This window comes from Nonomuraea sp. PA05 (assembly GCF_008086045.1).
In the GTDB taxonomy this organism is placed as follows: domain Bacteria; phylum Actinomycetota; class Actinomycetes; order Streptosporangiales; family Streptosporangiaceae; genus Nonomuraea; species Nonomuraea monospora.
Genome location: NZ_VSEY01000029.1, coordinates 96,338 through 122,825 on the forward strand (window position 1 = coordinate 96,338; position 26,488 = coordinate 122,825).

General features: G+C 71.3%; 28 protein-coding genes. 8 read left to right on the forward strand and 20 right to left on the reverse strand.

Annotated elements, in window-relative coordinates; all coding sequences use genetic code 11:
* Positions 1-35 precede the first annotated feature (35 nt).
* Positions 36-806 carry a DeoR/GlpR family DNA-binding transcription regulator gene (locus FXF51_RS38200; RefSeq protein WP_148439649.1) on the reverse strand — a complete coding sequence of 257 codons (771 nt, stop codon included), beginning with the start codon at positions 804-806 and terminating at the stop codon, positions 36-38.
* A gap of 133 nt (positions 807-939) precedes the next feature.
* On the opposite strand from FXF51_RS38200, the gene FXF51_RS38205 reads away from it, so the two are divergent.
* Genes FXF51_RS38205 through FXF51_RS38220 form a run of 4 tightly spaced genes read left to right on the forward strand, consistent with a single transcriptional unit; the run spans position 940 to position 4,681 of the window.
* Positions 940-1,812 carry an SIS domain-containing protein gene (locus FXF51_RS38205; RefSeq protein ID WP_148439650.1) on the forward strand — a complete coding sequence of 291 codons (873 nt, stop codon included), beginning with the start codon at positions 940-942 and terminating at the stop codon, positions 1,810-1,812.
* Positions 1,809-2,942 carry an N-acetylglucosamine-6-phosphate deacetylase gene (gene nagA / locus FXF51_RS38210; protein WP_148439651.1) on the forward strand — a complete coding sequence of 378 codons (1,134 nt, stop codon included), beginning with the start codon at positions 1,809-1,811 and terminating at the stop codon, positions 2,940-2,942. The genes FXF51_RS38205 and nagA overlap by 4 nt, the downstream gene beginning before the upstream one ends.
* Positions 2,942-3,844, forward strand: a complete 903-nt coding sequence (locus tag FXF51_RS38215) for a 1-phosphofructokinase family hexose kinase (RefSeq protein WP_148439652.1) — start codon at positions 2,942-2,944, stop codon at positions 3,842-3,844. Before nagA ends, FXF51_RS38215 begins: the two co-directional genes overlap by 1 nt.
* Positions 3,845-3,856: 12 nt before the next feature.
* Positions 3,857-4,681, forward strand: coding sequence for a ketose-bisphosphate aldolase (locus FXF51_RS38220; protein WP_148439653.1), 825 nt, complete (start codon positions 3,857-3,859; stop codon positions 4,679-4,681).
* On the opposite strand, the gene FXF51_RS38225 is transcribed toward FXF51_RS38220, so the two are convergent.
* The 6 genes from FXF51_RS38225 to guaB all read right to left on the reverse strand — a co-directional run bounded on the left by FXF51_RS38225 (position 4,671) and on the right by guaB (position 10,554).
* Positions 4,671-5,105 (reverse strand): GNAT family N-acetyltransferase, encoded by a 435-nt coding sequence (locus FXF51_RS38225; RefSeq protein WP_148439654.1) that lies wholly within the window; start codon positions 5,103-5,105, stop codon positions 4,671-4,673. The two genes, FXF51_RS38220 and FXF51_RS38225, sit on opposite strands and share 11 nt — an antisense overlap.
* Positions 5,102-5,878, reverse strand: coding sequence for a phosphotransferase (locus FXF51_RS38230; RefSeq protein ID WP_148439655.1), 777 nt, complete (start codon positions 5,876-5,878; stop codon positions 5,102-5,104). Before FXF51_RS38230 ends, FXF51_RS38225 begins: the two co-directional genes overlap by 4 nt.
* A gap of 27 nt (positions 5,879-5,905) precedes the next feature.
* Positions 5,906-6,598, reverse strand: coding sequence for an SDR family oxidoreductase (locus tag FXF51_RS38235; RefSeq protein ID WP_148439656.1), 693 nt, complete (start codon positions 6,596-6,598; stop codon positions 5,906-5,908).
* Entirely contained in the window at positions 6,598-7,788 is a 1,191-nt protein-coding gene (locus FXF51_RS38240; RefSeq protein WP_148439657.1) for an RNA polymerase sigma factor, read from the reverse strand. Before FXF51_RS38240 ends, FXF51_RS38235 begins: the two co-directional genes overlap by 1 nt.
* 158 nt (positions 7,789-7,946) lie before the next feature.
* Positions 7,947-9,068 carry a GuaB3 family IMP dehydrogenase-related protein gene (locus tag FXF51_RS38245; protein WP_187414796.1) on the reverse strand — a complete coding sequence of 374 codons (1,122 nt, stop codon included), beginning with the start codon at positions 9,066-9,068 and terminating at the stop codon, positions 7,947-7,949.
* 4 nt (positions 9,069-9,072) lie between these two features.
* On the reverse strand, positions 9,073-10,554 hold the full coding sequence (gene guaB / locus FXF51_RS38250; RefSeq protein ID WP_148439658.1) for an IMP dehydrogenase: 1,482 nt from the start codon (positions 10,552-10,554) through the stop codon (positions 9,073-9,075).
* Positions 10,555-11,025: 471 nt separating this feature from the next.
* Between guaB and FXF51_RS38255 the strand changes: the two genes are divergently transcribed.
* Complete coding sequence (locus FXF51_RS38255) at positions 11,026-12,042, forward strand: helix-turn-helix transcriptional regulator (RefSeq protein ID WP_148439659.1); 1,017 nt, start codon at positions 11,026-11,028, stop codon at positions 12,040-12,042.
* A gap of 39 nt (positions 12,043-12,081) precedes the next feature.
* Positions 12,082-12,459 (forward strand): DUF5319 domain-containing protein, encoded by a 378-nt coding sequence (locus tag FXF51_RS38260; protein WP_080043188.1) that lies wholly within the window; start codon positions 12,082-12,084, stop codon positions 12,457-12,459.
* On the opposite strand, the gene FXF51_RS38265 is transcribed toward FXF51_RS38260, so the two are convergent.
* The 5 genes from FXF51_RS38265 to groES all read right to left on the reverse strand — a co-directional run bounded on the left by FXF51_RS38265 (position 12,420) and on the right by groES (position 16,536).
* On the reverse strand, positions 12,420-12,692 hold the full coding sequence (locus tag FXF51_RS38265; protein ID WP_148439660.1) for a hypothetical protein: 273 nt from the start codon (positions 12,690-12,692) through the stop codon (positions 12,420-12,422). The two genes, FXF51_RS38260 and FXF51_RS38265, sit on opposite strands and share 40 nt — an antisense overlap.
* The gene (locus FXF51_RS38270) at positions 12,689-13,324 is read right to left on the reverse strand and encodes a sigma-70 family RNA polymerase sigma factor (protein WP_090930520.1); all 636 of its coding nucleotides are present in this window, start codon (positions 13,322-13,324) and stop codon (positions 12,689-12,691) included. The genes FXF51_RS38265 and FXF51_RS38270 overlap by 4 nt, the downstream gene beginning before the upstream one ends.
* A gap of 272 nt (positions 13,325-13,596) precedes the next feature.
* A complete protein-coding gene (locus tag FXF51_RS38275) occupies positions 13,597-14,193 on the reverse strand; it encodes a hypothetical protein (RefSeq protein ID WP_148439661.1) in 597 nt (198 codons plus the stop codon).
* A gap of 336 nt (positions 14,194-14,529) precedes the next feature.
* Complete coding sequence (groL, locus tag FXF51_RS38280) at positions 14,530-16,149, reverse strand: chaperonin GroEL (RefSeq protein WP_148439662.1); 1,620 nt, start codon at positions 16,147-16,149, stop codon at positions 14,530-14,532.
* A 72-nt stretch (positions 16,150-16,221) separates the two neighbouring features.
* Positions 16,222-16,536, reverse strand: coding sequence for a co-chaperone GroES (gene groES / locus FXF51_RS38285; protein ID WP_197093639.1), 315 nt, complete (start codon positions 16,534-16,536; stop codon positions 16,222-16,224).
* A 277-nt stretch (positions 16,537-16,813) separates the two neighbouring features.
* On the opposite strand from groES, the gene FXF51_RS38290 reads away from it, so the two are divergent.
* Both FXF51_RS38290 and FXF51_RS38295 read left to right on the forward strand, forming a co-directional pair.
* On the forward strand, positions 16,814-18,070 hold the full coding sequence (locus tag FXF51_RS38290) for a class I SAM-dependent methyltransferase (protein ID WP_148439663.1): 1,257 nt from the start codon (positions 16,814-16,816) through the stop codon (positions 18,068-18,070).
* Between the two features lie 196 nt (positions 18,071-18,266).
* On the forward strand, positions 18,267-20,138 hold the full coding sequence (locus FXF51_RS38295; protein WP_148439664.1) for an apolipoprotein A1/A4/E domain-containing protein: 1,872 nt from the start codon (positions 18,267-18,269) through the stop codon (positions 20,136-20,138).
* A gap of 30 nt (positions 20,139-20,168) precedes the next feature.
* On the opposite strand, the gene tsaD is transcribed toward FXF51_RS38295, so the two are convergent.
* From tsaD to alr, 8 genes are all read right to left on the reverse strand, one after another.
* A complete protein-coding gene (gene tsaD, locus FXF51_RS38300; RefSeq protein ID WP_148439665.1) occupies positions 20,169-21,200 on the reverse strand; it encodes a tRNA (adenosine(37)-N6)-threonylcarbamoyltransferase complex transferase subunit TsaD in 1,032 nt (343 codons plus the stop codon).
* The gene (gene rimI / locus FXF51_RS38305) at positions 21,193-21,624 is read right to left on the reverse strand and encodes a ribosomal protein S18-alanine N-acetyltransferase (RefSeq protein WP_148439715.1); all 432 of its coding nucleotides are present in this window, start codon (positions 21,622-21,624) and stop codon (positions 21,193-21,195) included. The genes tsaD and rimI overlap by 8 nt, the downstream gene beginning before the upstream one ends.
* An 11-nt stretch (positions 21,625-21,635) precedes the next feature.
* Complete coding sequence (gene tsaB / locus FXF51_RS38310; RefSeq protein ID WP_148439666.1) at positions 21,636-22,283, reverse strand: tRNA (adenosine(37)-N6)-threonylcarbamoyltransferase complex dimerization subunit type 1 TsaB; 648 nt, start codon at positions 22,281-22,283, stop codon at positions 21,636-21,638.
* 60 nt (positions 22,284-22,343) lie between these two features.
* Entirely contained in the window at positions 22,344-22,886 is a 543-nt protein-coding gene (locus FXF51_RS38315) for a class F sortase (RefSeq protein ID WP_262380098.1), read from the reverse strand.
* A gap of 4 nt (positions 22,887-22,890) precedes the next feature.
* Complete coding sequence (locus FXF51_RS38320) at positions 22,891-23,586, reverse strand: hypothetical protein (RefSeq protein WP_148439667.1); 696 nt, start codon at positions 23,584-23,586, stop codon at positions 22,891-22,893.
* A 167-nt stretch (positions 23,587-23,753) separates the two neighbouring features.
* Positions 23,754-24,212: a tRNA (adenosine(37)-N6)-threonylcarbamoyltransferase complex ATPase subunit type 1 TsaE gene (gene tsaE, locus FXF51_RS38325; protein WP_411268417.1), complete on the reverse strand. Its 459-nt coding sequence runs from the start codon at positions 24,210-24,212 to the stop codon at positions 23,754-23,756.
* Positions 24,212-25,264, reverse strand: coding sequence for an alpha/beta fold hydrolase (locus FXF51_RS38330; RefSeq protein WP_148439668.1), 1,053 nt, complete (start codon positions 25,262-25,264; stop codon positions 24,212-24,214). The genes tsaE and FXF51_RS38330 overlap by 1 nt, the downstream gene beginning before the upstream one ends.
* Before the next feature lie 19 nt (positions 25,265-25,283).
* On the reverse strand, positions 25,284-26,444 hold the full coding sequence (gene alr / locus FXF51_RS38335) for an alanine racemase (RefSeq protein WP_187414797.1): 1,161 nt from the start codon (positions 26,442-26,444) through the stop codon (positions 25,284-25,286).
* Between the last annotated feature and the right edge of the window lie 44 nt (positions 26,445-26,488).

Sequence of the window (26,488 nt, forward strand, 5' to 3'; positions counted from 1 at the left end):
CTACCTACCCGCGCACGTATCGCCCTGTAACGCTCTCAAGCACGTACGACCTTCACACCCGCGTCGGTGAGCTGCCCCGCCAGCGTGTCGGAGAGCTGCGCGTCGGTGACCAGCGTGTCGATCTGGCCGATCGGGCAGATCCTGGAGAAGGCCCGCTTGCCGATCTTGGACGAGTCGGCCACCACCACGACCTGCGCCGCCCTGCTCATCAGCAGGTGGTTCACGCTGGCCTCGCCCTCGTGGTGCGCCGAGGCGCCCAGCTCGACGTCCAGCCCGTCCACCCCGAGGAAGGCCACGTCCAGCGTCACCTGCTCCAGCACCCCGCCCGCCAGGGGCCCGATCAGCTCGTACGACTGCTGCCTGGCCACCCCGCCGGTCACCACGATCTTGACGTGCTGCCGGACGGTCAGCTCGGCCGCGATGTTCAGCGCGTTGGTGACGATCGTGAAGCCGCTCTCCAGCGTCGCCTGCGTGGCGAGGGTGCGGGCGAGCTCGGAGGTGGTCGTCCCGCCGTTGAGCCCGATCACCGCGCCCGGCGTCACCAGCTCGGCCGCCGCCATGGCGATGCGGTGCTTCTCGTCGGCATGCCGGGCCGTCTTGTAGCGCAGCGGCAGGTCGTAGCTGACGCTCTGAGCCACCGCGCCGCCGCGCGTGCGCATGAGCATCTGCTGCTGGGCGAGCTGGTCGAAGTCCCGCCTGATCGTCGCGGTGGAGACGTCGAGCGCCTGGGACGCCTCCTCCACCGACAGCCTGCCCTCCTGGGCCAGCAGCTCCAGGATGGCGTTCCAGCGGTCGTAGCGGGACACGGAGGCCTCCCTAGGGCTATGGGGGAACAGGAGCAAGCGTGGCACAACCTGGAACGCCAGGGCTACCGGTGTTCATTTATGCACTTTCCTGTTATAAAAGAAGCAGAAACAATCACTCATGGGGAGGTAAGTGGTGACCACCCACACCGAGGCCGAGATCGCGTCCCAGCCGTCCTGCTGGCGCCGCGCCGTCGCGAACATCCCCGCCGACGCGCTGCCGCGCCGGGGCGAGCGGGTCGCCGTCGTCGGCTGCGGTACGTCGTGGTTCATCGCGATGGCGTACGCGGTGCTGCGCGAGCGGGCCGGGCACGGCGAGACGGACGCGTTCGCCGCCTCCGAGTTCCCGCACGGGCGCGGCTACGACCGCGTGCTGGCGCTGTCGCGCTCCGGCACCACGACCGAGGTCCTCGACCTGCTGGAGCGCACCTCCGGCGCGAGCGTGGCCATCACCGCCGACCCGCAGACGCCGATCATGACGGCCGCCGGCGACGTCGTCGTGCTCGACTACGCCGACGAGAAGTCCGTCGTGCAGACCAGGTTCGCCACCACGCAGCTCGCCATGCTGCGCGCCTCACTCGGCGAGGACCTCACCCAGGCCATCGCCGACGCCGAGGAGGCCGTGGCCGCGCCGCTGCCCGACACGCTGGTCCAGGCCGAGCAGTTCAGCTTCCTCGGCACCGGCTGGTCCGTCGGCCTCGCCCAGGAGGCCGCGCTGAAGATGCGCGAGGCGTCCCGCTCGTGGACGGAGGCCTACCCGGCGATGGAGTACCGGCACGGCCCGATCAGCATCGCCGCCCCCGGGCGGGTCACGTGGATGCTCGGCACCGCCCCCGAAGGGCTGCGCGCGCAGGTCGAGGAGACCGGCGGCGCCTTCTTCGAGACCTCGCTCGACCCCATGGCCGAGCTGATCCGCGCCCAGCGGGTCGCGGTGGCGCGGGCCTTCGCCCAGGGGCTCAACCCCGACGAGCCCATGCACCTCACGCGATCTGTGATCCTTTCTTCATGAGCCTTACTCTTGCCGACGCCAGGATCGTGACGCCCGAGGGCGTGCACGAGGGGTGGCTGACCATCGAAGACGGCCGCATCACGCACGTCGGCCACGGATCCGCCCCGGGTCCCGGCCTCAGCGTGGGCGGGCGGCACGTCGTGCCGGGCTTCGTCGACGTGCACAACCACGGCGGCGCCGGCGGCTCCTTCCCCACCGGCGACCTCGACCTGGCCCGTGACGCCGTGGCGCTGCACCGCCGCCACGGCACCACGACCACGATGGCCAGCCTGGTCACCGACACGGTCGAGGGCCTGGCCAGGGCGGCGTCGGCGCTGGCCGAGCTGTGCGAGGAGGGGTTGCTGGCCGGCATCCACTTCGAGGGCCCGTACATCGCCAGGTCGCGCTGCGGCGCGCACGACCCGACGCGGCTGCGTGAGCCGTCGCCGCAGGAGTTCGCGGGGCTCGTCAAGGCCGGGCGCGGGCACGTCCGCATGCTGACCATCGCGCCCGAGCTGCCCGGCGCGCTCGACACCATCAGGATGGCCGTCGCCGAGGGCGTGCTCGCCGCCATCGGGCACAGCGACGCCGGGTACGAGCAGACCATCGAGGGCATCGAGGCGGGCGCCACCGTGGCGACCCACCTGTACAACGCGATGCCGCCGCTCGGCCACCGCGCGCCAGGGCCCGTCGCGGCGCTGCTCGACGACGAGCGGGTGACGGTCGAGCTGGTCAACGACGGCGTGCACGTGCACCCCGCCATGCTGCGGCTGGCGTACGAGGTGGCAGGGCCCGGCCGCACGGCGCTGATCACCGACGCCATGTCGGCCACCGGCCTGGGCGACGGCGACTACGTGCTCGGCTCCATGGCCGTACGGGTGGACGACGGCGTGGCCCGGCTGGTCGAGGGCGGCTCGATCGCGGGCTCCACGCTGACCATGGACGTGGCGTTCCGGCGCGGCGTCCAGGAGCTGGGCATGTCGCTGCCCGACGCCGTCCAGGTGGCCTCGCTGACGCCCGCGCGTCTGCTCGGCCTGGCCGGCCGGATCGGCTCGATCGCCGTCGGCAAGGCCGCCGACCTGGTGGTGCTCTCCGACTCGCTGGAGGTGGACGGCGTGCTGAAGGACGGCGTCTGGATCACGGAGCCTTAATGATCATCACGGTGACGCTCAACCTCGCTCTCGACGTGACCTACCAGGTGCCCGCCGTGGACTGGGACGGGGTCAACCGGGTCAGCGCGGTGCACAGGCGCGCGGGCGGCAAGGGCGTCAACGTGGCCAGAGTGCTGGCCGCGCTCGGCCGGGACGTGCTGGTCACGGGCCTGGCCGGCGGGCCGACCGGCCGCGCGATCGAGGCCGACCTGAAGTCGGCCCGGCTGCCCACGGCCCTGTACGACATCGCCGGCGACTCCCGCACCACCCTCGCCGTCTCCGGCACCGACAACACGGCGCTGTTCAACGAGCCGGGCCCCGAAGTCGCCTCCGCCGAGCTGACCGGCTTCATCCGCCACTTCGAAGCCCTCCTGACCAGTGCCGACGCGGTCGTCCTGTCCGGCAGCCTGCCGCGCGGCGTCCCGTCCGACACCTACGCCACGCTGGCCGCCCTCGCCACCGAGCGCGGCGTGCCGTCCATCGTGGACGCCGACGGCGACCCCCTCCGCCACGCGCCCGAGGGCCGCCCCTCGATCCTCAAGCCGAACGCCGACGAGCTGGCCAGGGCCGTGCCGGGCGGCACCCCGGCCGAGGGCGCGCAGGCGCTGCGAGGCAGGGGCGCACAGGCCGTGGTGGTGTCCATGGGCGCCGACGGCCTGCTCGCCGTCACGGGTGAGGGCACGTACGCGGCGCGGATGCCGTACACCGTGCGGGGCAACCCGACCGGAGCGGGCGACTCGCTGGTGGCGGGGCTGGCGCTGGGCCTGGTCGAGCCGGATCCGTGGCCCGACAGGCTCAGGCGAGCCGCCGCGCTCGGCGCGGCGGCCGTGGCCACGCCGGTGGCCGGCGAGTTCGACCCCGACGTGTACGCCGACATCCACCCCCAGATCATCATCACGTAAGGAGCCCCCTCCATGCCTCTCGCCTCCATCGGCGACATCGTCAGCCAGTCACCCGCAGGGGTGGGCGCCTTCAACGTGATCCAGCTGGAGCACGCCAGCGCGATCGTGGCGGGCGCCGAGGCCCTCGGCCTGCCGGTCGTGCTGCAGATCAGCGAGAACTGCGTGCGCTACCACGGCGCGCTGGAGCCGATCGCGCTGGCCTCGCTCGCGGTGGCCAGGAGGGCGGAGGTGCCGGTCGCGGTGCACCTCGACCACGCCACCGACAGGGCGCTCGTCGAGGAGGCGGTGACGCTGGGCCTCGGCTCGGTGATGTACGACGCCTCTGCCCTGCCCGACGAGGCGAACGTCGCCTCGACGGCCGAGGTGGCGGCCTGGTGCCATGCGCGCGGCGTGTGGGTGGAGGCCGAGCTGGGCGAGGTCGGCGGCAAGGACGGGGTGCACGCGCCCGGCGCCCGCACCAAGCCGCACGAGGCGGTCGACTACGTGGCCAGGACGGGCGTGGACGCGCTGGCCGTGGCCGTGGGCACCTCGCACGCCATGACGACCAAGGACGCGGTGCTGGACCTGGAGCTGATCGCCGAGCTGCGCGCGGCCGTGCCGGTGCCGCTGGTGCTGCACGGCTCGTCGGGGGTGCCGGACGAGGTGCTGCGCGAGGCCGTGCGGCAGGGCATGAAGAAGATCAACATCGCGACCCACCTGAACAAGGCGTTCACCGGCGCCGTCCGCGACTACCTGGCCCACGACGAGCGGGTCGTCGACTCGCGCAAGTACCTCAAGGCCGGCCGCGACGCGGTGGCCCGCGAGGTCTCCCACCTGCTGGGCGTCCTCACAGGCTGAGCTCCTTGCGCATGAGAACGGCCGAGCGGCCCTCGATGCCCTGGCGGCCGGTCTCGCGGTAGCCGAGCGACTCGTACAGGGCGATGTTGGCGGTCATCTTGACGTTGGTGTAGAGGCGCAGCGCGGGCAGGCCCAGCCTGCGCGCCTCCTGCTCGGCGTGGGCCATCAGCGCCCGCCCGATGCCCCTGCCGTGCAGCTCGGGGCGTACGGCCACGTTGTCGACCAGCAGCACGCCCTCTTCCGGCACCAGCACGATGAGCCCTTCAAGCCCGTCGGTGACGTGCACCCGGCCGCCGGCGATGAGCGCCGCGTAGTCGGCCTCCAGGGGCAGCGGCCGCATGCCGATGACCTCGATCCACGGCGTGTAGGCGTCGTGGACGAGCCGTTCCACGGCGTCCCTGTCGCCGTCCCGCGCGAGCCTCATGCGCCCAGCGTAGTCAGCACCCGCTCGACCTGCCGCTGGAAGGTCCCCGGCGGGTTGCGCGGGTGCTCGTGCGACAGCAGGAAGAACCAGACGAGCGCGTGCGCCTTGCGGCACTCCCGCGTGCGCCGCTCCTCCTGCGGGCTCAGCTCGAACCTGCGGGCGATCTCCACCTCGCCGTCCACCCACATCGACACGTGCTCGGCCAGCTCGGCCACCTCGAACGCCACGTCGCTGCGCCCGGAGTCCTCGAAGTCCACGATGCGTACGCGGGAGCCGTCCCACAGGAAGTTGGCCAGGTTCCCGTCACCCGCCCCGAACGCCTCCCTCCTCCCCTGCCCGCCGGGCGACCAGCTCTCCAGCCAGCGCTGCCCCTCCTTGACCGCCCGGTCGGCCAGCGGCTCCCTGGACTGCCAGGCAGCGCACCGCTTCTTGATCCAGTCGGCGATCGCCTCCTGCTGCCACGGACGCACCGGGATGCTCCGCAGCACGGCGGGCGGCACGGCGGCGTGCAGCTCGGCCAGCGCCTCGGCCATCGCCGCCACGTGCCTGGCCCGCGCGAACAGCCCGCGCAGCGGCACGCCGGGGATCCTCGACATCGTCACCGCGCCGCCCTCGAACGCGATCGGCTCGGGCGCCAGCCCCGGCGCGTGCTCGGCGAGCAGGGTCAGCGCCCGCCACTCGCGCTCGGCCGCGCCCGGCTTGCTCTCCTGGTACCGCTTGACGACCCGGTCGCCCTCGTACGTCAGCTCGTGCGTGTGCCGAAGATCAGCCATCTCCGCATGTTAGGACAACAGCCCTGCTCACCAGGGCACCGGCCGCCCGTCGCGGTAGAACCCTCCGGTCGGCCCGCCGTCGCCCAGCTCCACCGCCCACAGCACACTCGCGGCCCCCTCGGACACGGGACGCCCGCCCGGCCCGCCCATGTCCGTCGCCACCCACCCCGGGCAGACCGCGTTGACCAGGATGCCGTCCCGCCGCAGCTCGGCCGCGAGCATCTTGGTCAGCGCGTTCAGGCCGGCCTTCGACACCGCGTACGCCGGCGTTCCCGACCCCATCGAGGCCAGGGAGCCCGCCTCGCTGGAGACGTTCACGACCCGGCCGTGCGCGGAGGCCCGCAGCAGCGGGAGCAGCGCCTGCGTCACCTCCCAGGCGCCCAGCAGGTTCGTCTCCAGCGCCTCGCGGACCACGGTGAGGTCGGCGTCCACCGCGCGCTGCCAGGTGTCGTAGTGGATGGCCGCGTTGTTGACGAGCACGTCCACCCGCCCGTGTGCCTGCCCCACCTCGCGGGCGAACCGCTGGACGGACGCGGCATCCGACACGTCGAGCTGCCGCGCCTCCACCGTGCCCGCATGCAGCTCTCCGGCCGCCCGCTCCGCCTTGCGCAGGTCCCTGGCGGTCAGCACCACCAGATCCCCGCCCAGCGCGAGCTGCCTGGCCACCTCCCGCCCGATCCCCCGGTTCGCCCCGGTGACCACGCAGACCCGGCCGCCCATCACATCCTCCCCCGCAGGAACTCCCGCTCCACCTCGTTGCCCGACCGCGCGATCGCCGCCTCGTACGCCGCCCCGGCCTTGTCCTGACGCCCCAGCCGCCTCAGCAACTCGGCCCGCACGGCATGGAACAGGTGATAGTCCCCGGCCTCGATCCCCTCGACCACCCGCAACGCCGCCTCGGGCCCCTCCACCTCGGCCACGGCCACCGCCCGGTTGAGCGCCACCACGGGCGTCGGGCTGAGCCTCAACAGCAGATCGTAGAGCTTGAGTATCTGCTCCCAGTCCGTCTCCGCCGCGCTCGCCGCGTCCGCGTGCACGGCGTTGACGGCCGCCTGCACCTGGTACGGCCCCGGCTCGTCGCGGCGCAGGCACCGCCGTACCAGCTCCTGCCCCTCCCCGGCGAGCTCGCGGTTCCAGAGGCCGCGGTCCTGCTCGCCCAGCGGCACCAGCTCGCCGCCCGCCCCGGTACGGGCCGCCCGCCGCGACTCGATCAGCAGCATGAGCGCGAGCAGCCCCGTGACCTCGGGCTCGTCCGGCATCAGCGCGGCCAGCAACCGCCCGAGCCTGATGGCCTCGGCGCACAGCTCCTCGCGCACGAGCCGCTCGCCGGAGCTGGCCGCGTACCCCTCGTTGAAGATCAGATACACCACCGCCAGCACCGCGCGCAGCCGCCCCGGCAGCTCGGCCGGCTCGGGGATCCGGTACGGGACGCGCGCGTCCCGGATCTTGGCCTTGGCCCTGACCAGCCGCTGGGCCATGGTCGGCTCGGGCACCAGGAACGCGCGGGCGATCTCGGCCGTGCTGAGCCCGCCCAGCAGCCGCAGCGTGAGCGCGACCCGGGCGTGCGCGGCCAGCGCCGGATGGCAGCGGGTGAAGATCAGCCGGAGCCTGTCGTCGTGGACGGGCCCCTCCTCCGGGGGCTCGGCGGGCGCGTGCAGCAGCACCGCCTGGGCGTGCTTGTCGCGCCGCGCCGACTCCCTGCGCAGGCGGTCGATAGCCCGGTTGCGCGCGGTGGTGATGATCCACCCGGCGGGGCTGGGCGGCGTCCCGTCCTGCGGCCAGCGGTGCGCCGCCACGGTGAACGCCTCCTGCACCGCCTCCTCGGCCACGTCGATGTCGCCGAAGACGCGCACGAGCACGGCGACCGCCCTGCCGTACTCCTCACGAAAGACCCGCTCGACCTCGGACACCGCCTAGGACCCGGACCCGGACCGGCGCCGCGTGTTCTCCGCGGCGTCCCTGAGCGAGACCCCGTCGCGGTGGATCACGATCGTCCTGCCGTTCCTCAGCGCCATGACCCGACCCTAGTCGGCCGCCGCCACGAGGGGCGGCGGCCGCGATCGAGGGCTCAGCGCTGGGTCGGCGCCACCACGACCTCGACCCGCTGGAACTCCTTGATGTCGGAGTAGCCGGTGGAGGCCATGGTCCGCTTCAGCGCGCCCATCAGGTTCATCGACCCGTCGGCCACGCTGGAGGGCCCGTGCAGGATCTGCTCCAGCGTCCCGACCGTGCCGAACTCGACCCGCCGCCCGCGCGGCAGGTCGGGGTGGTGCGCCTCGGAGCCCCAGTGGAACCCGTGCCCGGGCGCCTCGGCCGCGCGCGCCAGCGGCGAGCCCACCATGACGGCGTCCGCGCCGCAGGCGATGGCCTTGGCGATGTCGCCGGAGGTGCCCATGCCGCCGTCGGCGATCACGTGCACGTAGCGGCCGCCGGACTCGTCGAGGTAGTCGCGCCGCGCCGCCGCCACGTCGGAGATGGCGGTGGCCATCGGCACGGCCACGCCCAGCACGTTGCGGGTGGTGTGCGAGGCGCCGCCGCCGAAGCCGACCAGCACGCCGGCCGCGCCGGTGCGCATCAGGTGCAACGCGGCGGTGTAGGTGGCGCAGCCGCCCACGATGACCGGCACGTCCAGCTCGTAGATGAACTGCTTGAGGTTGAGCGGCTCGGCCCGGCCCGACACGTGCTCGGCCGAGACCGTGGTGCCGCGGATGACGAAGATGTCCACGCCCGCGTCGATCACGGTCTTGTGGTACTGGACCGTGCGCTGCGGCGACAGCCGGACGGCGGTGGTCACGCCGGAGGCGCGGATCTCCTCGATCCTGCGGCCGATCAGCTCTTCCTTGATCGGCGCGGCGTAGATCTCCTGCAGCCGCCTGGTGGCCGCCTCCTGGTCGAGGGCGGCGCACTCCTCCAGCAGCGGCAGCGGGTCCTCGTAGCGCGTCCACAGCCCTTCGAGGTCTAGCGGCGCCAGGCCGCCGAGCCGTCCGATCTCGATGGCGGTGGCCGGCGAGACCACGCTGTCCATGGGAGCCACGACCACGGGCAACTCGAACCGGTAGGCGTCGATCTGCCAGGCGATCGAGACCTCCTCCGGGTCACGGGTGCGCCGCGAGGGCACCAGGCCGATCTCGTCAAGCGAGTACGCCCGCCGCCCGGTCTTACCCCGGCCGATCTCCACCTGCTGAGTCATGCTCTTACCTTCTGTGATAGTTCGGAGCTTCCACGGTCATCTGGATGTCGTGGGGATGGCTCTCCTTGAGGCCCGCCGCCGTGATCGGCATGAGCTCGCAGTCGGTGTGCATCTGCTCGATCGTGCGGCAGCCCGCGTACCACATGCCCTGGCGCAGCCCGCCGACGAGCTGGTGGGCGACGGCCGCGACCGGGCCGCGGTAGGGGACCTGACCCTCGATGCCCTCGGGGATGTACTTGTCCTCGCCGCCGACGTCGGCCTGGGCGTAGCGGTCCTTGCTGAAGGAGGTGCCGCCGCGCTCGCGGTTGCGTACGGCGCCGAGCGAGCCCATGCCCCGGTAGGACTTGAACTGCTTGCCGTTGATGAAGATCAGCTCACCGGGCGACTCCTCGCACCCGGCAAGCAGCGAGCCCAGCATGACCGTGTCGGCTCCGGCGGCGATGGCCTTGACGATGTCGCCGGAGTACTGCAGGCCGCCGTCGCCGATCACCGGCACCCCGGCGGGCGCGCAGGCCTTCGAGGCCTCATGGATGGCCGTGACCTGCGGCGCGCCCACCCCGGCCACCACGCGGGTGGTGCAGATGGAGCCGGGGCCCACGCCGACCTTGACCGCGTCGGCGCCCGCGTCGACCAGCATCTGCGCGCCGGCCCTGGTCGCGATGTTGCCGCCGATGACCTCGACCTTGCTGTTGGCCTTGAGCTTGGCGATCATTTCGGCCAGCCCCTTGGAGTGGCCGTGCGCCACGTCCACCACCACGACGTCCACGCCGGCCTCGATGAGGGCCTTCGCGCGCAGCTCGGCGTCGCCGCCGACGCCCACGGCCGCTCCGACGACCAGCCGGCCGTCGGCGTCCTTGGTGGACAGCGGGTACTGCTCGCTCTTGGTGAAGTCCTTGACCGTGATCAGGCCGCGCAGCCTGCCGTCGGAGTCGACCAGCGGCAGTTTCTCGATCTTGTTCTGCCTGAGCAGCACGAACGCGTCGTCGCGCGAGACCCCGACTGGCGCCGTGACGAGCGGCATCTTCGTCATGACCTCGCGGACCGGCCGCGTCTGGTCGGTCTCGAAGCGCATGTCGCGGTTAGTCACGATGCCGACCAGCGTGCCCGACACGTCGGTCACGGGCACCCCCGAGATCCGGTACGTGGCGCACAGCCGCTCGACGTCGGCCAGCGTGTCGTCGGGGCTGCAGGTCACCGGGTTGGTGACCATGCCGGCCTCGGACCGCTTGACCAGATCGACCTGCTGGGCCTGCTCCTCGACCGAAAGGTTGCGGTGCAGAATGCCGATGCCGCCCTGGCGGGCCATGGCGACCGCCATGCGGGCCTCGGTGACGGTGTCCATGGCCGCGGAGACCAGCGGGATGGACAGCGTGATGCCCTTGGACAGGCGAGATCGGGTGTCGGCCTCCCCTGGCTGAAGGTCCGAATACCCCGGCACCAGCAGCACGTCATCGAAGGTCAAACCCATCTCGGTGAACTTGGACATGCCGCGGCCCCCTCCTGCCTAGCTTTGATGTGCACCAAGTCTAGGCCCTGTGTCCAAAACGCACTGAAGCCGGGAGCACGAAGACCCCCACGAGGGTCGCGTCAGGCGACCCCTCCTGGGCGGCGGTTTCCCGCGCCCATGGTCCGTCGTGCTCCCGGCCTCAACAAAAGTGCCGGGGGATGGGACGGTCGGTGATCCGTCCCATCCCCCGGCCACCGGCATCCGGGCAACGGCGGCGCCTCACGCCACCGAACCCCCCTCCGCGTCCTGATGGCCGACGCTACCGCGCCCTTGGCTGGATGCCGACGCTAGGTAAAGCCTGCGTTACTCAACGGAACATCGCAATGTGAAAACGTGCAATTGCACGAAGTTGCACGCCCCGGAGAAGCAGTCCCGCAATCACGCGGACACGGAGAGAATACGGCGTTATCCTCGCGGCACGCCCGTGTCCCCCCGACGGAGCCGCCCATAATGCGTAACGAGCCGCGAATCCTGCCAGATCCGCTCCAGACGTTGGGCCTCGACCCGGCCCAGACCGCGCTCTACTCAGCGGTGCTGCGCCTGCACAAAGCCACCCGTTCGGACCTTGCGCAGGCCATGGACGACCCGATCGAGAAGGTGGGCCGGCAGCTCGACGACCTGGTCAAGCTGGGCGTGATCGACGAACAGTCGGGACAGTACCTGGCCAGACATCCCGCCGCGGCGCTCGGCCGGCTGATCGCCGAGCGGCTCGACCGGCTGGCGGAGGAAAGCCGCAGGATCGACTCGGCACTGGGCTCGATCCGCGGGCTGATCCGCGACTACGACGCGGGGCGCGACTATCGCAGCGGGCCTTTCACGGTGGAGATGGCGAGCGGGGCCGACATCCTCTACGAGAGCGTGGTGGGCATCGCCGTACAATGTCAAACGTCACCAATGCCTTTACTCACCGCCGTTCCGGACGAGCGCACCATGACAGATTTTGCCCGGAAATTTGCGGATCCTTGGATTGATGCGCAAAAACGGAATTTGCTGACGGTTCAGGCGATCATTCCCGTTTCCACCCTTGTGCTGCCCGGCGTCCGCGACCAGCTCACCCGCCTCCTCGACGCGGGCGGCGAGGTGCGCACGCTCGACCGCGTGCCGAGCTGGTTCATGGCCGCCGGCCCCGACATGGCCGGCCTGCCCGCCCACTGGGGCGGCAACCTGCCCGACCACGCCTACAACTTCTACCTCGTCCGCACCTCCGTCGTGGTGGGCATGCTCACCTCGCTCTTCCAGGAGCTGTGGGCCCGTGCCATGCCCCTGCCCTGGGGGCACAGGAGCGACGGGGTGGTCCAGGTGCTGCGCCTGGCCGCGCAGGGCATGTGCGACGACTCCATCGCCCGCCAGCTCGGCGTCTCGGTGCGCACGGTGCGCGCGAGATTCGCCGACGCCATGACCGAGTTGGGTGCTCAATCCCGCTTTCACGCAGGCGTGGAAGCCGCCCGGCGCGGATGGCTGAGGTAAACCCCACCGCGCGGGCCGCTTCGGTCATATGGTGGGAAGGTGCTGGAAGACGTCCCCCGCGATCCGTTCGCGGACGACCCGAACGATCCGTCCTCGGCGATGGGCGCGCTCGACGACGCCGAGCCCCTCACCGCGGCCGAGCGCGACGAGGCCATCACCGACCTCGCCGACGTCGAGGTCTTCCGCTCCCTGCTCGAACCGCAGGGGGTGCTGGGGCTCGTGCTCGACTGCCCGGAATGCGGCGAGCAGCACTTCTTCGACTGGGAGCTGCTGCGCGGCAACCTCAAACAGATGATCGAGAAGGGCCAGCCGCAGGTGCACGAGCCGGCCTTCCACCCCGACCCCGCCGACTACGTGAGCTGGGACTACGCCCGCGGCTACGTGGACGGCGTCATCGACACGGAGGAACGCCGCTGATCGACCTCGGACGGCGGGACCGGCGCGGAGGAACGCCGCTGATCGACCTCGAACGGCGCGAAGGAGCGCCGCTGGCCGGCCTCGGACGGCATCGTCATCGGCTCGAAGGATCGCCGCCGGTCGACGTCATCGAGCAGCGCGGCGAGCAAGCGCGCCGCCGGATCGCCTGAGTCGGGCATCTCTCCACGACCGAGCGCGTCGAGCAGCGCGTCGGTCTCCTCCTCAGCCGTCAAGCCGACTCCAGCTCGGCCATCTGCCTCAATCTCGCCAGCGCCCGATGCTGGGCGACGCGGACCGCACCCGGTGACATACCGAGTACATTACCGGTCTCCTCGGCCGACAACCCCGACACCACCCGCAACAGCAGCAACTCACGCTGATTGTCGGGCAGCCGGGCAAGCAGCCGGCGGGCGTGCTCCACCTCGATGTAGCGGACCACCGTCTCCTCGGGCCCCGGGCCGTCGTCGGGCCCGTCGGGCAGATCCTGGGTCGGCACGGCGGAGCGCACCGAGCTCCGCAGCGCGTCGGCCACCTTGTGCGAGGCGATCCCGAACACGAAGGACGCGAAAGGCCGCCCCATGTCCCGGTACCGCGGCAGCGCGGACAACACCGCGATGCACACCTCCTGGGCTACGTCATCGGCAATGTGATATTGCCCTGAAACCCTGCCCAGCCTGGCGCGGCAATACCGCACCACCATCGGACGCAACTCACCGAGCAGGGATTCGATCGCACTGCGATCTCCCTGCACGGCGAGGCTCGTCAGTTCCCTAAGGTCGGAGTCATCCGTCCGTGCCGGAAGTCTCGACGCGAGCCTTACCCCAATTTTGGCGTCGGCGACGCTTCCCTCGCTCACGATAGGCATGATGCCCGCACTGATCCGGCCTGTCGTCATAGCGAACGGCTACGGATTGGTCACATTGAAGCGACGATAACGAGCAGTAATCAACCGACCACACTAAGCCTTTATACTGACATAATGTTTCAGACGATAAGCCAGAATGCACGACATTTGTCAGACCCCAGACGCTTAACGCACACTCCGGGTTTACTCCAATAATCCACCTTTTCCCCCACTTCCCCCCATCCCGCCCACCACCGGACATGCCGTCGGCACCCCTCAGATCACCCGACGCTTCATTCGTCCCGCAAGTCGAGCAGTTCCAGATACCCCCGCACGGCCTCCCAGAGATGGTGCTCCGGATACCGCCGCAGCCCCCGGTGCTCCCGCCGCCACTGCCGATCCCAGTACGCCCCGTGCACCGCCCTCAGATGCTCCAGGGCCGCCTCCAGCTCCTCCGCCACCGGAGCCACCGGCCCCGGCCCTCCCGGGGCCCCAGCGTCGCGCAGCGCCCCGAATCGGCGCTCCCTCAGCGCCTCCAGCACGCCCTTGTCGATCCCGTCCAGCGACCAGAACCGGACCGGCTCCCTGATGCGGTGGTTGGCCACCGGCTCCCCGGATGAGCGCCACCAGTAGGCGATGCCGCCCTCGTCCAACCGCAGGAAGTCCACCAGCCAGGCCGTGCCGGGCGGATGCGTGCCCCACGCCGCCTCCTGCGGCGGCAGGTTCAGCACGAAGGCGACCTCGATCTCGCCGATCGGATCGGCCCCCTCGGTCAGGGCGCCGAACACGTGCGCCTCGCGCAGGAACGGCTCCTCCGCCGGCAGCCGCCTGGTCTGCTCGCACGCCTCGGCCAGCATCCTCAGCCGCTCCACCGCCCGCGCGTACCGCATGCGTCACCGCCTCCCGAGCCCCAGCGTAGGCCGCCCCCACCACGCCCCCACGCTCCCCCCACCCGCCCTCGGCACAGCCGCCCGCCACCGCACGAGCAAGCGGCACGGCGGGCACCACCGCACGCGCTCGCACCCCGCACCTCGCACGCGCTCGCACCCCGCACCTCGCACGCGCTCGCACCTCGCACGCGCTCGCACCCCGCGCGGGTCGCCGCCGCGCGGGCCGGTGGTCCTGGCTCGCCCGCACGCGCCAGAGCCCCGCACCGCCCCCCGGAAAGCCGTACGGCCCGCACCCCAAGAAGGGTGCGGGCCGTGAACGGAGCGGAAGACGCGCGATCAGTGGCCGTGGCCGTGACCGTGACCCTGGCCGGCGGCCGGGGCCTCCTCCTCGGGCTTGTCCACCACGAGCGCCTCGGTCGTGAGCAGCATGCCCGCGATCGAAGCCGCGTTCTGCACGGCCGAGCGCGTGACCTTGACCGGGTCGATGACGCCCTGGTCGAGCAGGTTCACGTACTCGCCGGTGGCGGCGTTGAGACCGTGACCGGCCTCCAGCTCGGCCACCTTGTGCGTCACCACGTAGCCCTCAAGGCCGGCGTTCTCGGCGATCCAGCGGGCCGGCTCGACCAGCGCGCGGCGGACGATGCCGACACCGGTGGCCTCGTCACCCGTGAGGTCGAGGTCGTCGAGGTCCTTGCCGATGTGGATCAGCGCGGAGCCACCGCCGGAGACGATGCCCTCCTCGATGGCGGCGCGCGTCGCGGAGATCGCGTCCTCGAGGCGGTGCTTCTTCTCCTTCAGCTCCACCTCGGTGGCGGCGCCGACGCGCAGCACGCACACACCGCCGGCGAGCTTGGCCAGGCGCTCCTGCAGCTTCTCGCGGTCCCAGTCGGAGTCGGACTGCTCGATGGCAATCTTGATCTCCTTGACGCGGTCCTCGATGGCCTGCGCGTCACCGGCGCCGTCGACGATGGTCGTGGCGTCCTTGGTGACGACGACGCGGCGGGCCGTGCCGAGCACCTCGAGACCGACGTGCTCCAGCTTGAGGCCGACCTCCTCGCTGACGACCTGGCCGCCGGTGAGGATGGCCATGTCCTGCAGCATCGCCTTGCGGCGGTCGCCGAAGCCCGGGGCCTTGACGGCCACGGAGGTGAAGGTGCCGCGGATCTTGTTGGTGACCAGGACGGCCAGGGCCTCGCCCTCGACGTCCTCGGCGACCACGAGGAGCGGCTTCTTCGTCTGGGCGATCTTCTCCAGCAGCGGCAGGAAGTCCGCGATGGAGGCGATCTTGCCCTGGGTGAGCAGGATGTAGGCGTCCTCGAGGACGGACTCCATCCGCTCGGGGTCGGTCACCATGTAGGCCGACAGGTAACCCTTGTCGAACTGCATGCCCTCGGTGAACTCGAGCTCCATGCCCATGGCGTTGGACTCTTCGACGGTGAGGACACCGTCCTTGCCCACCTTGTCGAACGCCTCGGCGATCAGGCCGCCGATCTGGGCGTCCTGCGCGGAGATCGTCGCGACGTTGGCGATCTCCTTCTTGTCGCCGACCTCGCGGGCGCTGGCCAGCAGCTTGTCGCTGACGGCCTTGGCGGCCTTGTCGATGCCGCGCTTGAGCGACAGCGGCGAGGCGCCGGCGGCCACGTTGCGCAGGCCCTCGCGGACCATGGCCTGGGCCAGGACGGTCGCGGTGGTGGTGCCGTCACCCGCGATGTCGTTGGTCTTGGTGGCAACTTCCTTGGCGAGCTGGGCGCCGAGGTTCTCGTAGCGCTCCTCCAGCTCGATCTCACGAGCGATGGTCACACCGTCGTTCGTGATCGTCGGAGCACCGAACTTCTTGTCGATGACGACGTTGCGGCCACGCGGGCCGAGGGTAACCTTCACGGCGTCCGCGAGGGCGTTCACGCCACGCTCGAGCGCGCGGCGGGCGTCCTCGTCGAACTCCAGGATCTTCGCCATTGCTGAAAGTCCTCTCCTGGCGTCGAAAGCCCCGGGTGCCCTCAAGAGCGCCCGGGGCTCGACACAACCGGCTTACTTCTCGATGATCGCGAGAACGTCGCGGGCGGAGAGCACGAGGTACTCCTCGCCGCCGTACTTGACCTCGGTGCCGCCGTACTTGCTGTAGAGGACGATGTCGCCCTCGGAGACGTCGAGCGGAATCCGCTTGTCGCCGTCCTCATCCCAGTTGCCCGGGCCCACCGCGAGGACCTTGCCCTCCTGCGGCTTCTCCTTGGCGGTGTCAGGGATGACCAGGCCGGAAGCGGTGGTCTGCTCGGCCTCAAGCGGCTGGACCACAATGCGGTCGCCGAGCGGCTTAACGGGAACCTTGGTGGCGGTCGTCACGATCGGACCTCCCCTTCAGATTTGAATGATCTAGAAGAGGCGACCAGCTGGGCCTGCCGTCGCGGGTGTCAGACCTGCCTCGTCGCACGTTGGCACTCTCAAGGGGAGAGTGCCAACAGGAAACATATGCAAGAGGGGCTTGACAGTCAACACGAACCCGTCTGCTGTGAGCGATCAGACCCTCGCCCGGTCACCAGTCTTCCACGTCCGCGCACCTCCCGGCCTGCGCCGCGCCGCCCGGCGGCGGGTCCGTTCCCGCGTGGCGCTAACGTCTGATGACGTGGACCTCGACGCCTTCACCGAGTTGCTGACCCCGCGCGGCGGGCGCGCGCTGGCGGAGGCCGAGGAACTGGCGGGCGCCGACCCGGTCGCCGCCGCCACCGCCCTGCGCAGGACGTACGACGCGGCGCTCACCTCCGCCGCCCTCACCCAGGCTGGGCTCAGGCAGCGGGCCAGGGCCAAGTTCGGCTCGGACGCGGGGCGGATGTTCTTCACGCCGCACGGCCTGGAGCAGTCCACGAGGACGGAGGTCGCCGACCACCGCGCCCGCCGCCTGCTCACCCTGCACGGCACAGCCGCACCCCAGCACGACACGAGCGCGCCCCAGCCCGCCCAGCACAGCACAGCCGCGCCCCAGCCCGCCCAGCACGGCACAGGTGCGCCCCGGGTCGTGGACGCCTGTTGCGGCGTCGGCGGTGACCTGCTCGCCCTGGCCCGCGCCGGCTGCGCCGTGACCGCCGTGGACACCGACCCCCTGACCGTGGCCGTCGCCAGGGCCAACGCGGAGGCGTTCGGCCTGTCCGCCCGGGTCACGGTGAGCGTGGCGGACGCTGCGGACGTCAGCCCCGAGGACTACGACGTGCTGTTCGCCGACCCCGCCAGGCGGACGGGCAGAGGCAGGACGTTCGACCCCATGGCCTACTCCCCGCCCTGGCCGGTGGTGCTCGACCTGCTGTCCCGCGCGCGCCTGGCCTGCCTCAAGGTCGCCCCCGGCCTCCCGTACGAGTTCATCCCCGAGGGCGCCGAGGCCGAGTGGGTGTCGTTCAAGGGCGAGGTCAAGGAGGCCACCCTGTGGACCGGGGCCGGCGGCGGGAGGCGGGCGACGCTGCTGCCCGGCGGCCACACGCTGGCGGCGGCCGGCGTCAGGGCCGAGGCGGGCGCGCCGGGCGGCTACGTCTACGAGCCGGACGGGGCCGCGGTCCGCGCGCATCTCGTGGGCGAGGTGGCCGAGCTGGTCGGCGGCAGGCTGCTCGACCCGATGATCGCCTACATCACGTCCGACGCCCTGGTGCGCACTCCCTGGGCGGCCGCGTACGAGGTGGAGGACATCATGCCTTTTTCCCTGAAAAAGCTCCGCGCCGCCCTCCGCGAGCGACAAATCGGCAATGTGACCATCAAAAAGCGCGGCTCCGCCGTGGACATCGAACGGCTCCGCACCGATCTGCGCCTCAAAGGCGACAATTCATTGGTGATCATGCTGACCAGAATTGCCGACAAACCCTCGGTAATCCTGTGCAAGGCCTCCCCACCTGCCTGAATCACCGAACCCGGTCATCCGTACGTTAATCGCGATCTTTCAATTCACCCCTGACGGACCTTGATCGAAAGGCTAAGGTGGGCCGGGCGAGGAGTTCTCCGCCCCATTGCGGTTGACCGCGCTCTCACCCTTCATCGATAAACCGGACCTATCCCACCGCTGCGCGGCAGACCGTCGGCGAGCGAAGGAGCTTTCGGTGGACCATTCCAACCACGCCGCCCTTCTTCCTAACGGCTACGACGCCGTCCCCAAGAGGATGCGAGACCTGCTGGCCCGTGCCGCTCAGGACCATGTCTACGAGCAACGCACCCAGGGCGCCGTGCTCGACGAGATCCGCCAGCGGCTCGAAGGCATGGAGTGGCTGCTGCGCGAGGTGCGCGAGCGCGAGCTGGGCGGTCTCAGCGGCACGCTGGAGACGGTCAGCGGGCGGCTCGACGAGATGTCCGCCAAGCCGCCGATGTGGGCGGAGGGCCTGGCGCAGCACGTGGAGGCGGTGCGCGACCACGTCGACGCCGTGGGCGAGAAGGTGGGCCACGTGGACGCCCGGGTGACGCCCGTGGCGGAGCTGCCGAGCCTGTGGGCCGACCTGGGCACGGTGGGCGAGAGCGTGGACGAGGCGCTCAAGCGCCTGCAGTCGGTGCTCGACACCACCGACGGCATCACCAAGGGCATGTCCGGCTTCGCGGCCCAGCTCGCCGGCCTCAACACCAGCATGGAGGCCGCCGCCAGCCGCTTCACGCGGCTCGACAAGTCGATGGCCGAGCTGGCCGCCCGCACCGACCGCGTCGAGGACGTCGTCAACGACCTGTCGGAGAGCGTCGCGGGCACGGCCGAGCAGCTCACCGCCAAGGTCGAGGCGGCAGAGCAGCGCACGACCGCCCGCCTCGACGAGACCGACCAGCGCCTCACCGCCCGGCTCGACGACACCGATCAGCGGCTCACCGTCCGCCTCGACGAGACCGACGAGCGGCTGAGCGCCCGCCTGGACGACACAGACAGGCGCCTCGGCACCCGGCTCGACGAGACCGACCAGCGGCTCGCCACGGCCCTCCTGGAGGCCGACGAGCGCCTCGTCAGCCGGCTCAAGGAGGCCGACGAGACGCTCACCGGCCGCCTGGCCGACGTGGAGCAGCGCCTGACCACCCGCCTCGACGAGGCCGACCAGCACCTGGCCGTGCAACTCGGCGAGAGCGAGCAGCGCCTGACGGCCCGGCTCAGCGGCGTGGACGCCTGCCTCGACAGGGCCGAGGGCAAGCTGACGGCGCTCGACTCCCGGCTCACCGGGTTCGACAGCAGGCTGGAGTCCGCCGACGAGTGCCTGGCCGACATCGACACCAGGATCGACGGCCTCGACGGCCGCATGAGCGGCGTCGACAAGCGGCTCGTCTCCATGGACGGCCAGCTCGGCGCGGTCGACAAGCGGCTGGGCACCCTCGACGGCCACCTCGGCCGCCACGACGACCGCTTCGACGCGCTCGACGTCCGCGTCGACGCCCGCTTCTCCTCGCTCGACGAGCGGATGGCCGCCACCGACCAGCACGCCGCCGAGCTGGCCACCCGCAGCGAGGGCCGCTTCAACAAGCTCGACAACCAGATGGACGCCATCGACGAGCGGCTGGTCGAGGCCGAGGAGCACATGAGCACCCGCTTCGACACCATCGACGGCCACTTCGGCGGCCTCGACAACCGCTTCCACGGCCTCGACACCCACCTCAACGGGCTGACCGCCCGCGCCGAGCAGGCGGGCGAGCACCTGGAGTCGGTCGACGAGCGCATCGAGGCCGTCACCGCGTCCGTGAGCCGCCTGCCCGCCGACCTGGCCATCCCCGAGCGGGTGGGCGAGCTGCTGCAGTCGCACGTGGGCGAGCAGGCCGACCGGCTGACCGCCGCCACCGAAGCGCTCACCGAGCTGGTCAAGGCGCGCCCCGACAGTGACGAGATGGCCGTCGCGGTGTCAGGCGTCGTGCAGCCCGCCGCCGCCGACCTGACCAAGCGGCTCGACGCGCTGGAGGAGACCATGCTGGCGCTGGCCGAGGCCCTCCTGCGCCCCACCCGGTCGAAGGACTGAGCCCGGCGCGGGGCCGACGGCCCCGCGTCCTCACACGTGCACGGTCGTGATCGGCAGCGACGAGTCGGCGGGGATCTCCAGCGTCGAGGGCGTCACTCCGGCGGCCACCAGATCGGAGCCGAGCGCGGCCACCATGGCCCCGTTGTCGGTGCACAGGCCAGGCCTCGGCACGCGCAGCCGCACCCCGGCCGCGTCGCACCGTTCCTGGGCCAGCGCCCGCAGCCGCGAGTTGGCCGCCACCCCGCCGCCGATCAGCAGGTCGTGCACGTCGTACTTGCGGCAGGCCTGCAGCGCCTTGCGGGTCAGCACGTCCACCACGGCCTCCTGGAAGGAGGCGGCCACGTCGGGCACGTGGATGGACTCGCCCGCCGCCTCGCGGGCCTCGACCCAGCGCGCGACGGCCGTCTTGAGCCCGGAGAAGGAGAAGTCGAGCGTGCCGTCGTCGAGCTTGCCGCGCGGGAACGCGATCGCCGATCCCGATCCCTCGCGCGCGGCCCTGTCGATGTGCGGTCCGCCGGGGAACGGCAGGCCCAGCACACGCGCGACCTTGTCGAACGCCTCGCCCGCCGCGTCGTCCACGGTGGAGCCGAGCGAGATGACGTCGTCGGCCACGTCGGGCACGAGCAGCAGCGATGAATGGCCGCCCGAGACGAGCATGGCGATGCACGGTTTGGGCAGCGGCCCGTGTTCGAGCTGGTCGACGGCGACGTGGGCGGCCAGGTGGTTGACGCCGTAGAGCGGCACGCCGAGGCCGAGCGCGTACGACTTGGCCGCCGCCACCCCCACGAGCAGCGCGCCCGCCAGCCCCGGGCCGGCGGTGACGGCGATGGCGTCGATGTCGGAGAACTTCAGCCCCGCCTGGGCCAGCGCGGCCTCCACGGTCGGCGTCATGGCCTCCAGATGGGCGCGCGAGGCGACCTCCGGCACCACGCCGCCGTACCTGGCGTGCTCGTCCATGCTGGAGGCGATCGTGTTGGCCAGCAGCGTGTGACCCCTGACGATGCCGATGCCGGTCTCGTCGCAGGACGTCTCGATGCCGAGGACCAAGGGTGCGTCAGTCACCAAGCTTCCTTCTCATCATGATCGCGTCGGTGCCGTCGTCGTAGTAGCGGCGGCGGGTGCCGATCTCCTCGAACCCGTAGTGCCGGTAGACCCCCTGCGCGCGCGGGTTGTCGGCGCGCACCTCCAGGAAGATCTCCCGCGCTCCCCTGCGGGTCGCCTCGGCCAGCAGCTCGGTCAGCATCGCGCCGCCGAGCCCGGTGCCCTGGTGCTTGTCGAGCACCGCGATGGTCTGCACGTCGGCCTGGTCGCCCGCGGCGGCCAGGCCCGCGTAGGCGACGATCTCGTCTTCCACCAGGACCACCACGTAGTGGCGGGTGCGGGGCATCTCGGCCAGCTCGCCGCGCATCATGCCCTCGCTCCACGCGTCGAGCGGGAACGTGGCCCGTTCGATCGCCATGACCGCGGGCAGGTCGGCCTCGGTCATCGGGCGCAGCTTCACGCCGTCACCCGCTTGGGCGCGCCCGGCACCACCGCGTCGGGTCTGCGCAGGTAGATGGGGCGTGGCGGGCCGAGCGTGACCCCCTCGGCGAGCCGTTCCGCCGCCAGGGCGGCCAGGGCGCCCGCGTACGGGTAGGGCGGCACCTCGCCGCCGCCGCCGAGCAGGTCGGGGTAGAGCTGCGCGCCCGCGCCGACGACCGGCAGCCCGGCCACGGGCACGTCGGCGGGCCGGTCCACGAAGGGGCCCTCGTCGCGGGTGCGGTGGTCGGCGTAGCGGGCCCAGAAGACCTCCTTGCGGCGCGCGTCGGTGGCCGCGAGGAAGGGCTCGGACAGCTTGCTGCCGTAGGCGACGGCGTCGAGCGTGCAGATGCCGTACGCCGGCACGCCCAGCGTGGTGGCCAGGCCCTGCGCGGTCATCAGCCCGACGCGCAACCCCGTGTAGGGGCCGGGGCCGCTGCCGGCCACGATGGCCGTCACGGCGCGCAGCGTCGTGCCCGCCTCGCGCAGCACGACCTCGATGGTGGGCACGAGCAACTCGCCGTGCCGCCGGGCGTCGATCGTGGTCGACTCGGCGAGCACGCGCTCCCCGTCGTGGAGCGCGGCGGTGACGGCGGGCGTCGCGGTATCAAAGGCCAGGACCAGCACGACTGTTTAGCCTACCCGCCGCGCGGGTCTCACCTGGCCGCTTCGCGCAGGCTCCGGCCGTCACACCTGGGACGCGTACACGATGACGTTGTCGAGGTACTCGCCCTTGGCGTAGTCGAACTTGCCGCCGCAGGTCACCAGCTTGAGCCCGTCCTCCACGTAGACGCGCTGCGCGGGGAAGCTGTCCTTGTGGACCTGCTCGATCGAGTCGACCTTGAACTCCACGACCTTGCCGTCGCTGCGCTCCACCTTGACGGTCTCGCCCTTGCGTAACTGCCTGAGCTTGTAGAACACGGCGGGCGCGGTCTTGGTGTCGACGTGGCCGATGATCACCGAGGCGCCCTTCTCGCCGGGCACCGCGCTGCCGGTGTACCAGCCGGCCATCTTCGGCTTCTCGTACGGCGGCAGCTCGACCTCGCCGTTCTTCTGCAGGTCGAGCTTCATCAGCGGGGCCTCGACGTCGATCGAGGGGATGTCGATGCTCTTGGGCACGACGCCGGCGGCGGGCGTCGTGGTGGTGCCGGTCTGCATGCCTCTGCCGAAGGCGACCAGCACCAGACCGGTGATGGCGCCGGCGAGCACCACCCGTCCTGGGCGGGCCACGTCCCTATGCCCGGTTGCGCCGCTTGACCGCGAGGCCGACGCCTCCGGCCAGGGCCAGCGCGATCAGCACGCCGGCGGGACCGAACGGGATCGACGACTCCTCGGCGGCCTCCTGCGCGTACGTGCCGCCGCCGCCCGCCCTGGGCGCGCTGGTGGGCACGGTGGTGGTGCTGGTGGGCTCCTCGGTCGGCGCCGCGACCACGCGCAGGGTGGCCCTGCCCATGTCGTTGGTGCCGTCGCACTTGACGTCCACGCGGTAGTTGCCGCGCCGGATCGTTCCCGAGACCTGCGCCTCGCCGCGCACCCACGGGGAGCCGCTGGTGGCGGTCGGGGACGGGCTGAGCGAGGCGGCGGGCACCGGGTTGAGCGTGACGCCGTTGATGAACGCCCTGGAGGTGGCGGTGCCGGTGTGGGCCGGGCCGCCGGTCGGCACGGGGCAGTTGGCCAGGATCCAGACCCTGGAGGTCTCACCGGCGGTGACGCGGTCGGGGTTGAGCTGGACCGAGATGGTCCGTCTCGTCGTGGTCACGGTGGGCTGCGGGCTGGCGGTCGTCGTCGTGGTGACGGTGGTCGTGGGGGAGTTCGTACCGGAGAGTGTTGGGGTGGGTGTTGTCGGTGGGGTCTCGGCTGAGGCCGAGCAGCCGGTCAGACCGACCATGACGATGGCTCCCGCGTACGCGACACGCCTGACCCTGAGCACCGGCCGCACCCCACTCCGCCGTCTTGCAACCCAGCATCCACCAATTCTGTGGATGTCGCCCCTCCTGATACCCAGAAATTCTGGGCAATCCCTCACCAACGATCATGTTTTATCGCGTTGGCCTGGTACGTCAAGGGTGCCAGCTTTACCGGTCTTTGACGGTGGTTTCAGTCTTGTAGCGGATCAGACGGCGTGTCGGTCCACCTGGAGCCCACGCCTCGCAGCGTCACGACCCTGGCCTCGTCTCCGGCCTCTCGGTCGATCTGGATCTCCAGCCGGTCGTCGGCGAGCCCCTCGACCAGCCCCTCGCCCCATTCGACGACGGTGACCGACTCCTCCAGCGACGCGTCGAGGTCGAGGTCGTCGACTTCGAGGTCACCGCCGAGCCGGTACGCGTCCACGTGCACCAGCGGCGGCCCCTGGCGCAGCGACGGGTGCACCCGGGCGATCACGAACGTGGGCGAGGTGATCGGGCCGCGCACCTTGAGCCCTTCCGCGATGCCCTGGACGAGCGTGGTCTTGCCGGCGCCGAGCGGGCCCGACAGCACCAGCAGGTCGCCGGGGCGCAGGTGGCCGGCCAGGCGGGCGCCGTAGGCCCGCATGTCGTCGGGGGTGGCGAGCCGCACTAGATCTCCACTCTCTTCAACAGGTCGCGCAGCGCGTCGTTGACGATGCCGGGGCGCTCCATCTGGATCAGGTGCGAGGTCTCGGGAACCTCGGTGAGCTGCGCCTTCGGCAGCGCGCCCGCGATGGCCTTGCTGTGGTCGGGCGGCGTCAGCCAGTCACGGTCGCCGACGAGGATCGCGGTGGGCACCGGGTCGAGCACGTGCAGGGCGGAGAGCTTGTCGTGGTTCATCAGCGCCGGGTAGAAGTTGGCGACCACCTCGGTCGGAGTCGCCCTGATCATCGACTCGGCGAAGTCGACCAGGGTCGGGCTGACGTTCTTCGAGTCGCCGAAGCCGAACAGGCGGGTGATCAGGAAGGCGATGTCGCTGCCCGCGTGGCGGGTGCGGTCGACCCACGTGCCGCGCTTGCCCAGCATCGACACCGTGCCCGGCGTGAGCTTGTGCACGATCTTGGACAACATCGCGGGCAGGCCCAGCGTCAGCTCGGCCAGCTTGCCCGCCGAGGTGGCGATGAGCGCCGCCGCGCGGATCTTGTCGCCGAACAGCTCGGGGTGACGGTCGGCCAGCGCCATGATCGTCATGCCGCCCATCGAGTGGCCGACCAGCGCGCACGGGCCCGGCACGAACTCCTCGATCACCTCGGCCAGGTCGTCGCCGAGCCGGTCGATCGTGCAGTCGTCGGCCTCGGCGCGCTGGGAGCGGCCGTGGGAGCGCTGGTCCCACAGCACGATCCGGTAGTTCTCCCGCAGGTCCTTGCGCTGGTAGTGCCAGGACTCCAGGTTGAGGCAGTAGCCGTGGCAGAGCACGACGGTCAGCGGCGCGTCCTCGGGGCCGTCGATCTCGACGTGCAGCGCGTAGCCGTCGGAGGTGACGAGCGTGCGCTCCCTGCCCCGCAGCTCGCCGAACGGCTCGCTCGCCTCGGTGTCGGGGCGCAGCCTGATCCGGCCGACCGCGTAGCGCTTGGCCAGTGCCGCCGCCGCGACACCGGCGGAAGCCGCACCGACGAGCGCGCCGGCGATCCCTACCCTGCGCCGTGTTGTCGTCGTCGTCATGTCCCCGATCCTTCTCCGCTCATGCCCGCCGCGAAGTGCCCTTCGACACGTTTACGTGTACGCGCGGCACGCGCGAGCCGATCCTGGTCACGATCTCATGCGTGATCGTGCCGAGAGTATCCGCCCATTCCTGAGCGGTCGGCTCGCCCCCGTCGCCCGGCCCGAACAGCACGACCTCGTCGCCTGCCGACAGCGGGTCGTCGCCCATGTCGATCATGAACTGGTCCATGCACACCCGTCCGGCGATCAGCCTGCGCCTGCCACCCGCCAGAACCTCGGCCCGCCCCGTCGCGTGCCGGAGGATTCCGTCCGCGTACCCGAGAGGAACCAGCCCAAGCGTGGTCTCGTGCCCCGTGATGTAAAGGTGCCCGTAGGAGACGCCAGAGCCCTCGGTGACGCGCTTGACCATGCCGACCCTGGCCGTCAGCGTCATGGCCTGCCTGAGGCCGAAGTCGCCCAGCTCGGGGATGGGGCTCAGGCCGTACATCGCGATGCCGGGCCTGACCAGGTCGAAGCGCGCGCCCGGCAGCGTCATGGCGGCCGCCGAGTTGGACAGGTGCCTGATCACGCCGGAGTCGGCCGCGCCGGCCTGGTCGGCCAGCTTCAGCGCCACTTCGAACGCCTCGATCTGCCGCTCGATCGACGGATGGCCGGGGATGTCGGCGCAGGCGAGGTGCGACCAGAGGCCGACGATCTCGATGACGCCCTCGGCGCGCAGCTCCAGCGCCCTGTCGAGCAGGCCGGGCCAGGCCGCGAGCGGCGCGCCGCCCCTGCTCATGCCGGTGTCGGCCTCCAGGTGCAGCTTCGCGGTGCGGCCCGCGCGCCTGGCGGCGGCCGCGATCTCGTCGAGCAGCCGCGTGTCGGCGGCCGACAGCTCGATGCCGGCGGCCAGCGCCTCGTCGAGCGGCTCATCAGGGGTGATCAGCCAGGACAGGATCGGCGCGGTGACGCCGCCCGCGCGCAGCTCCAGCGCCTCCCTGACGAACGCCGTGCCGAGCCGGCTCGCCCCGCCCTCCAGCACCGCCTCGGAGACGGGCACCAGCCCGTGCCCGTAGGCGTCGGCCTTGACCGCGCCCATGATCTCCGCGCCGCCCGCGCGCTCCTTGAGCAGGGCGACGTTGTGCCTGATGGCGGCCAGATCGACCCGAGCCTCCGCGGGCGTGGCCACTGAGGAGTACATCCTTCTAGTGTGGCAGCTCCGGATCGTGGGCGAGTCCAGTTTCC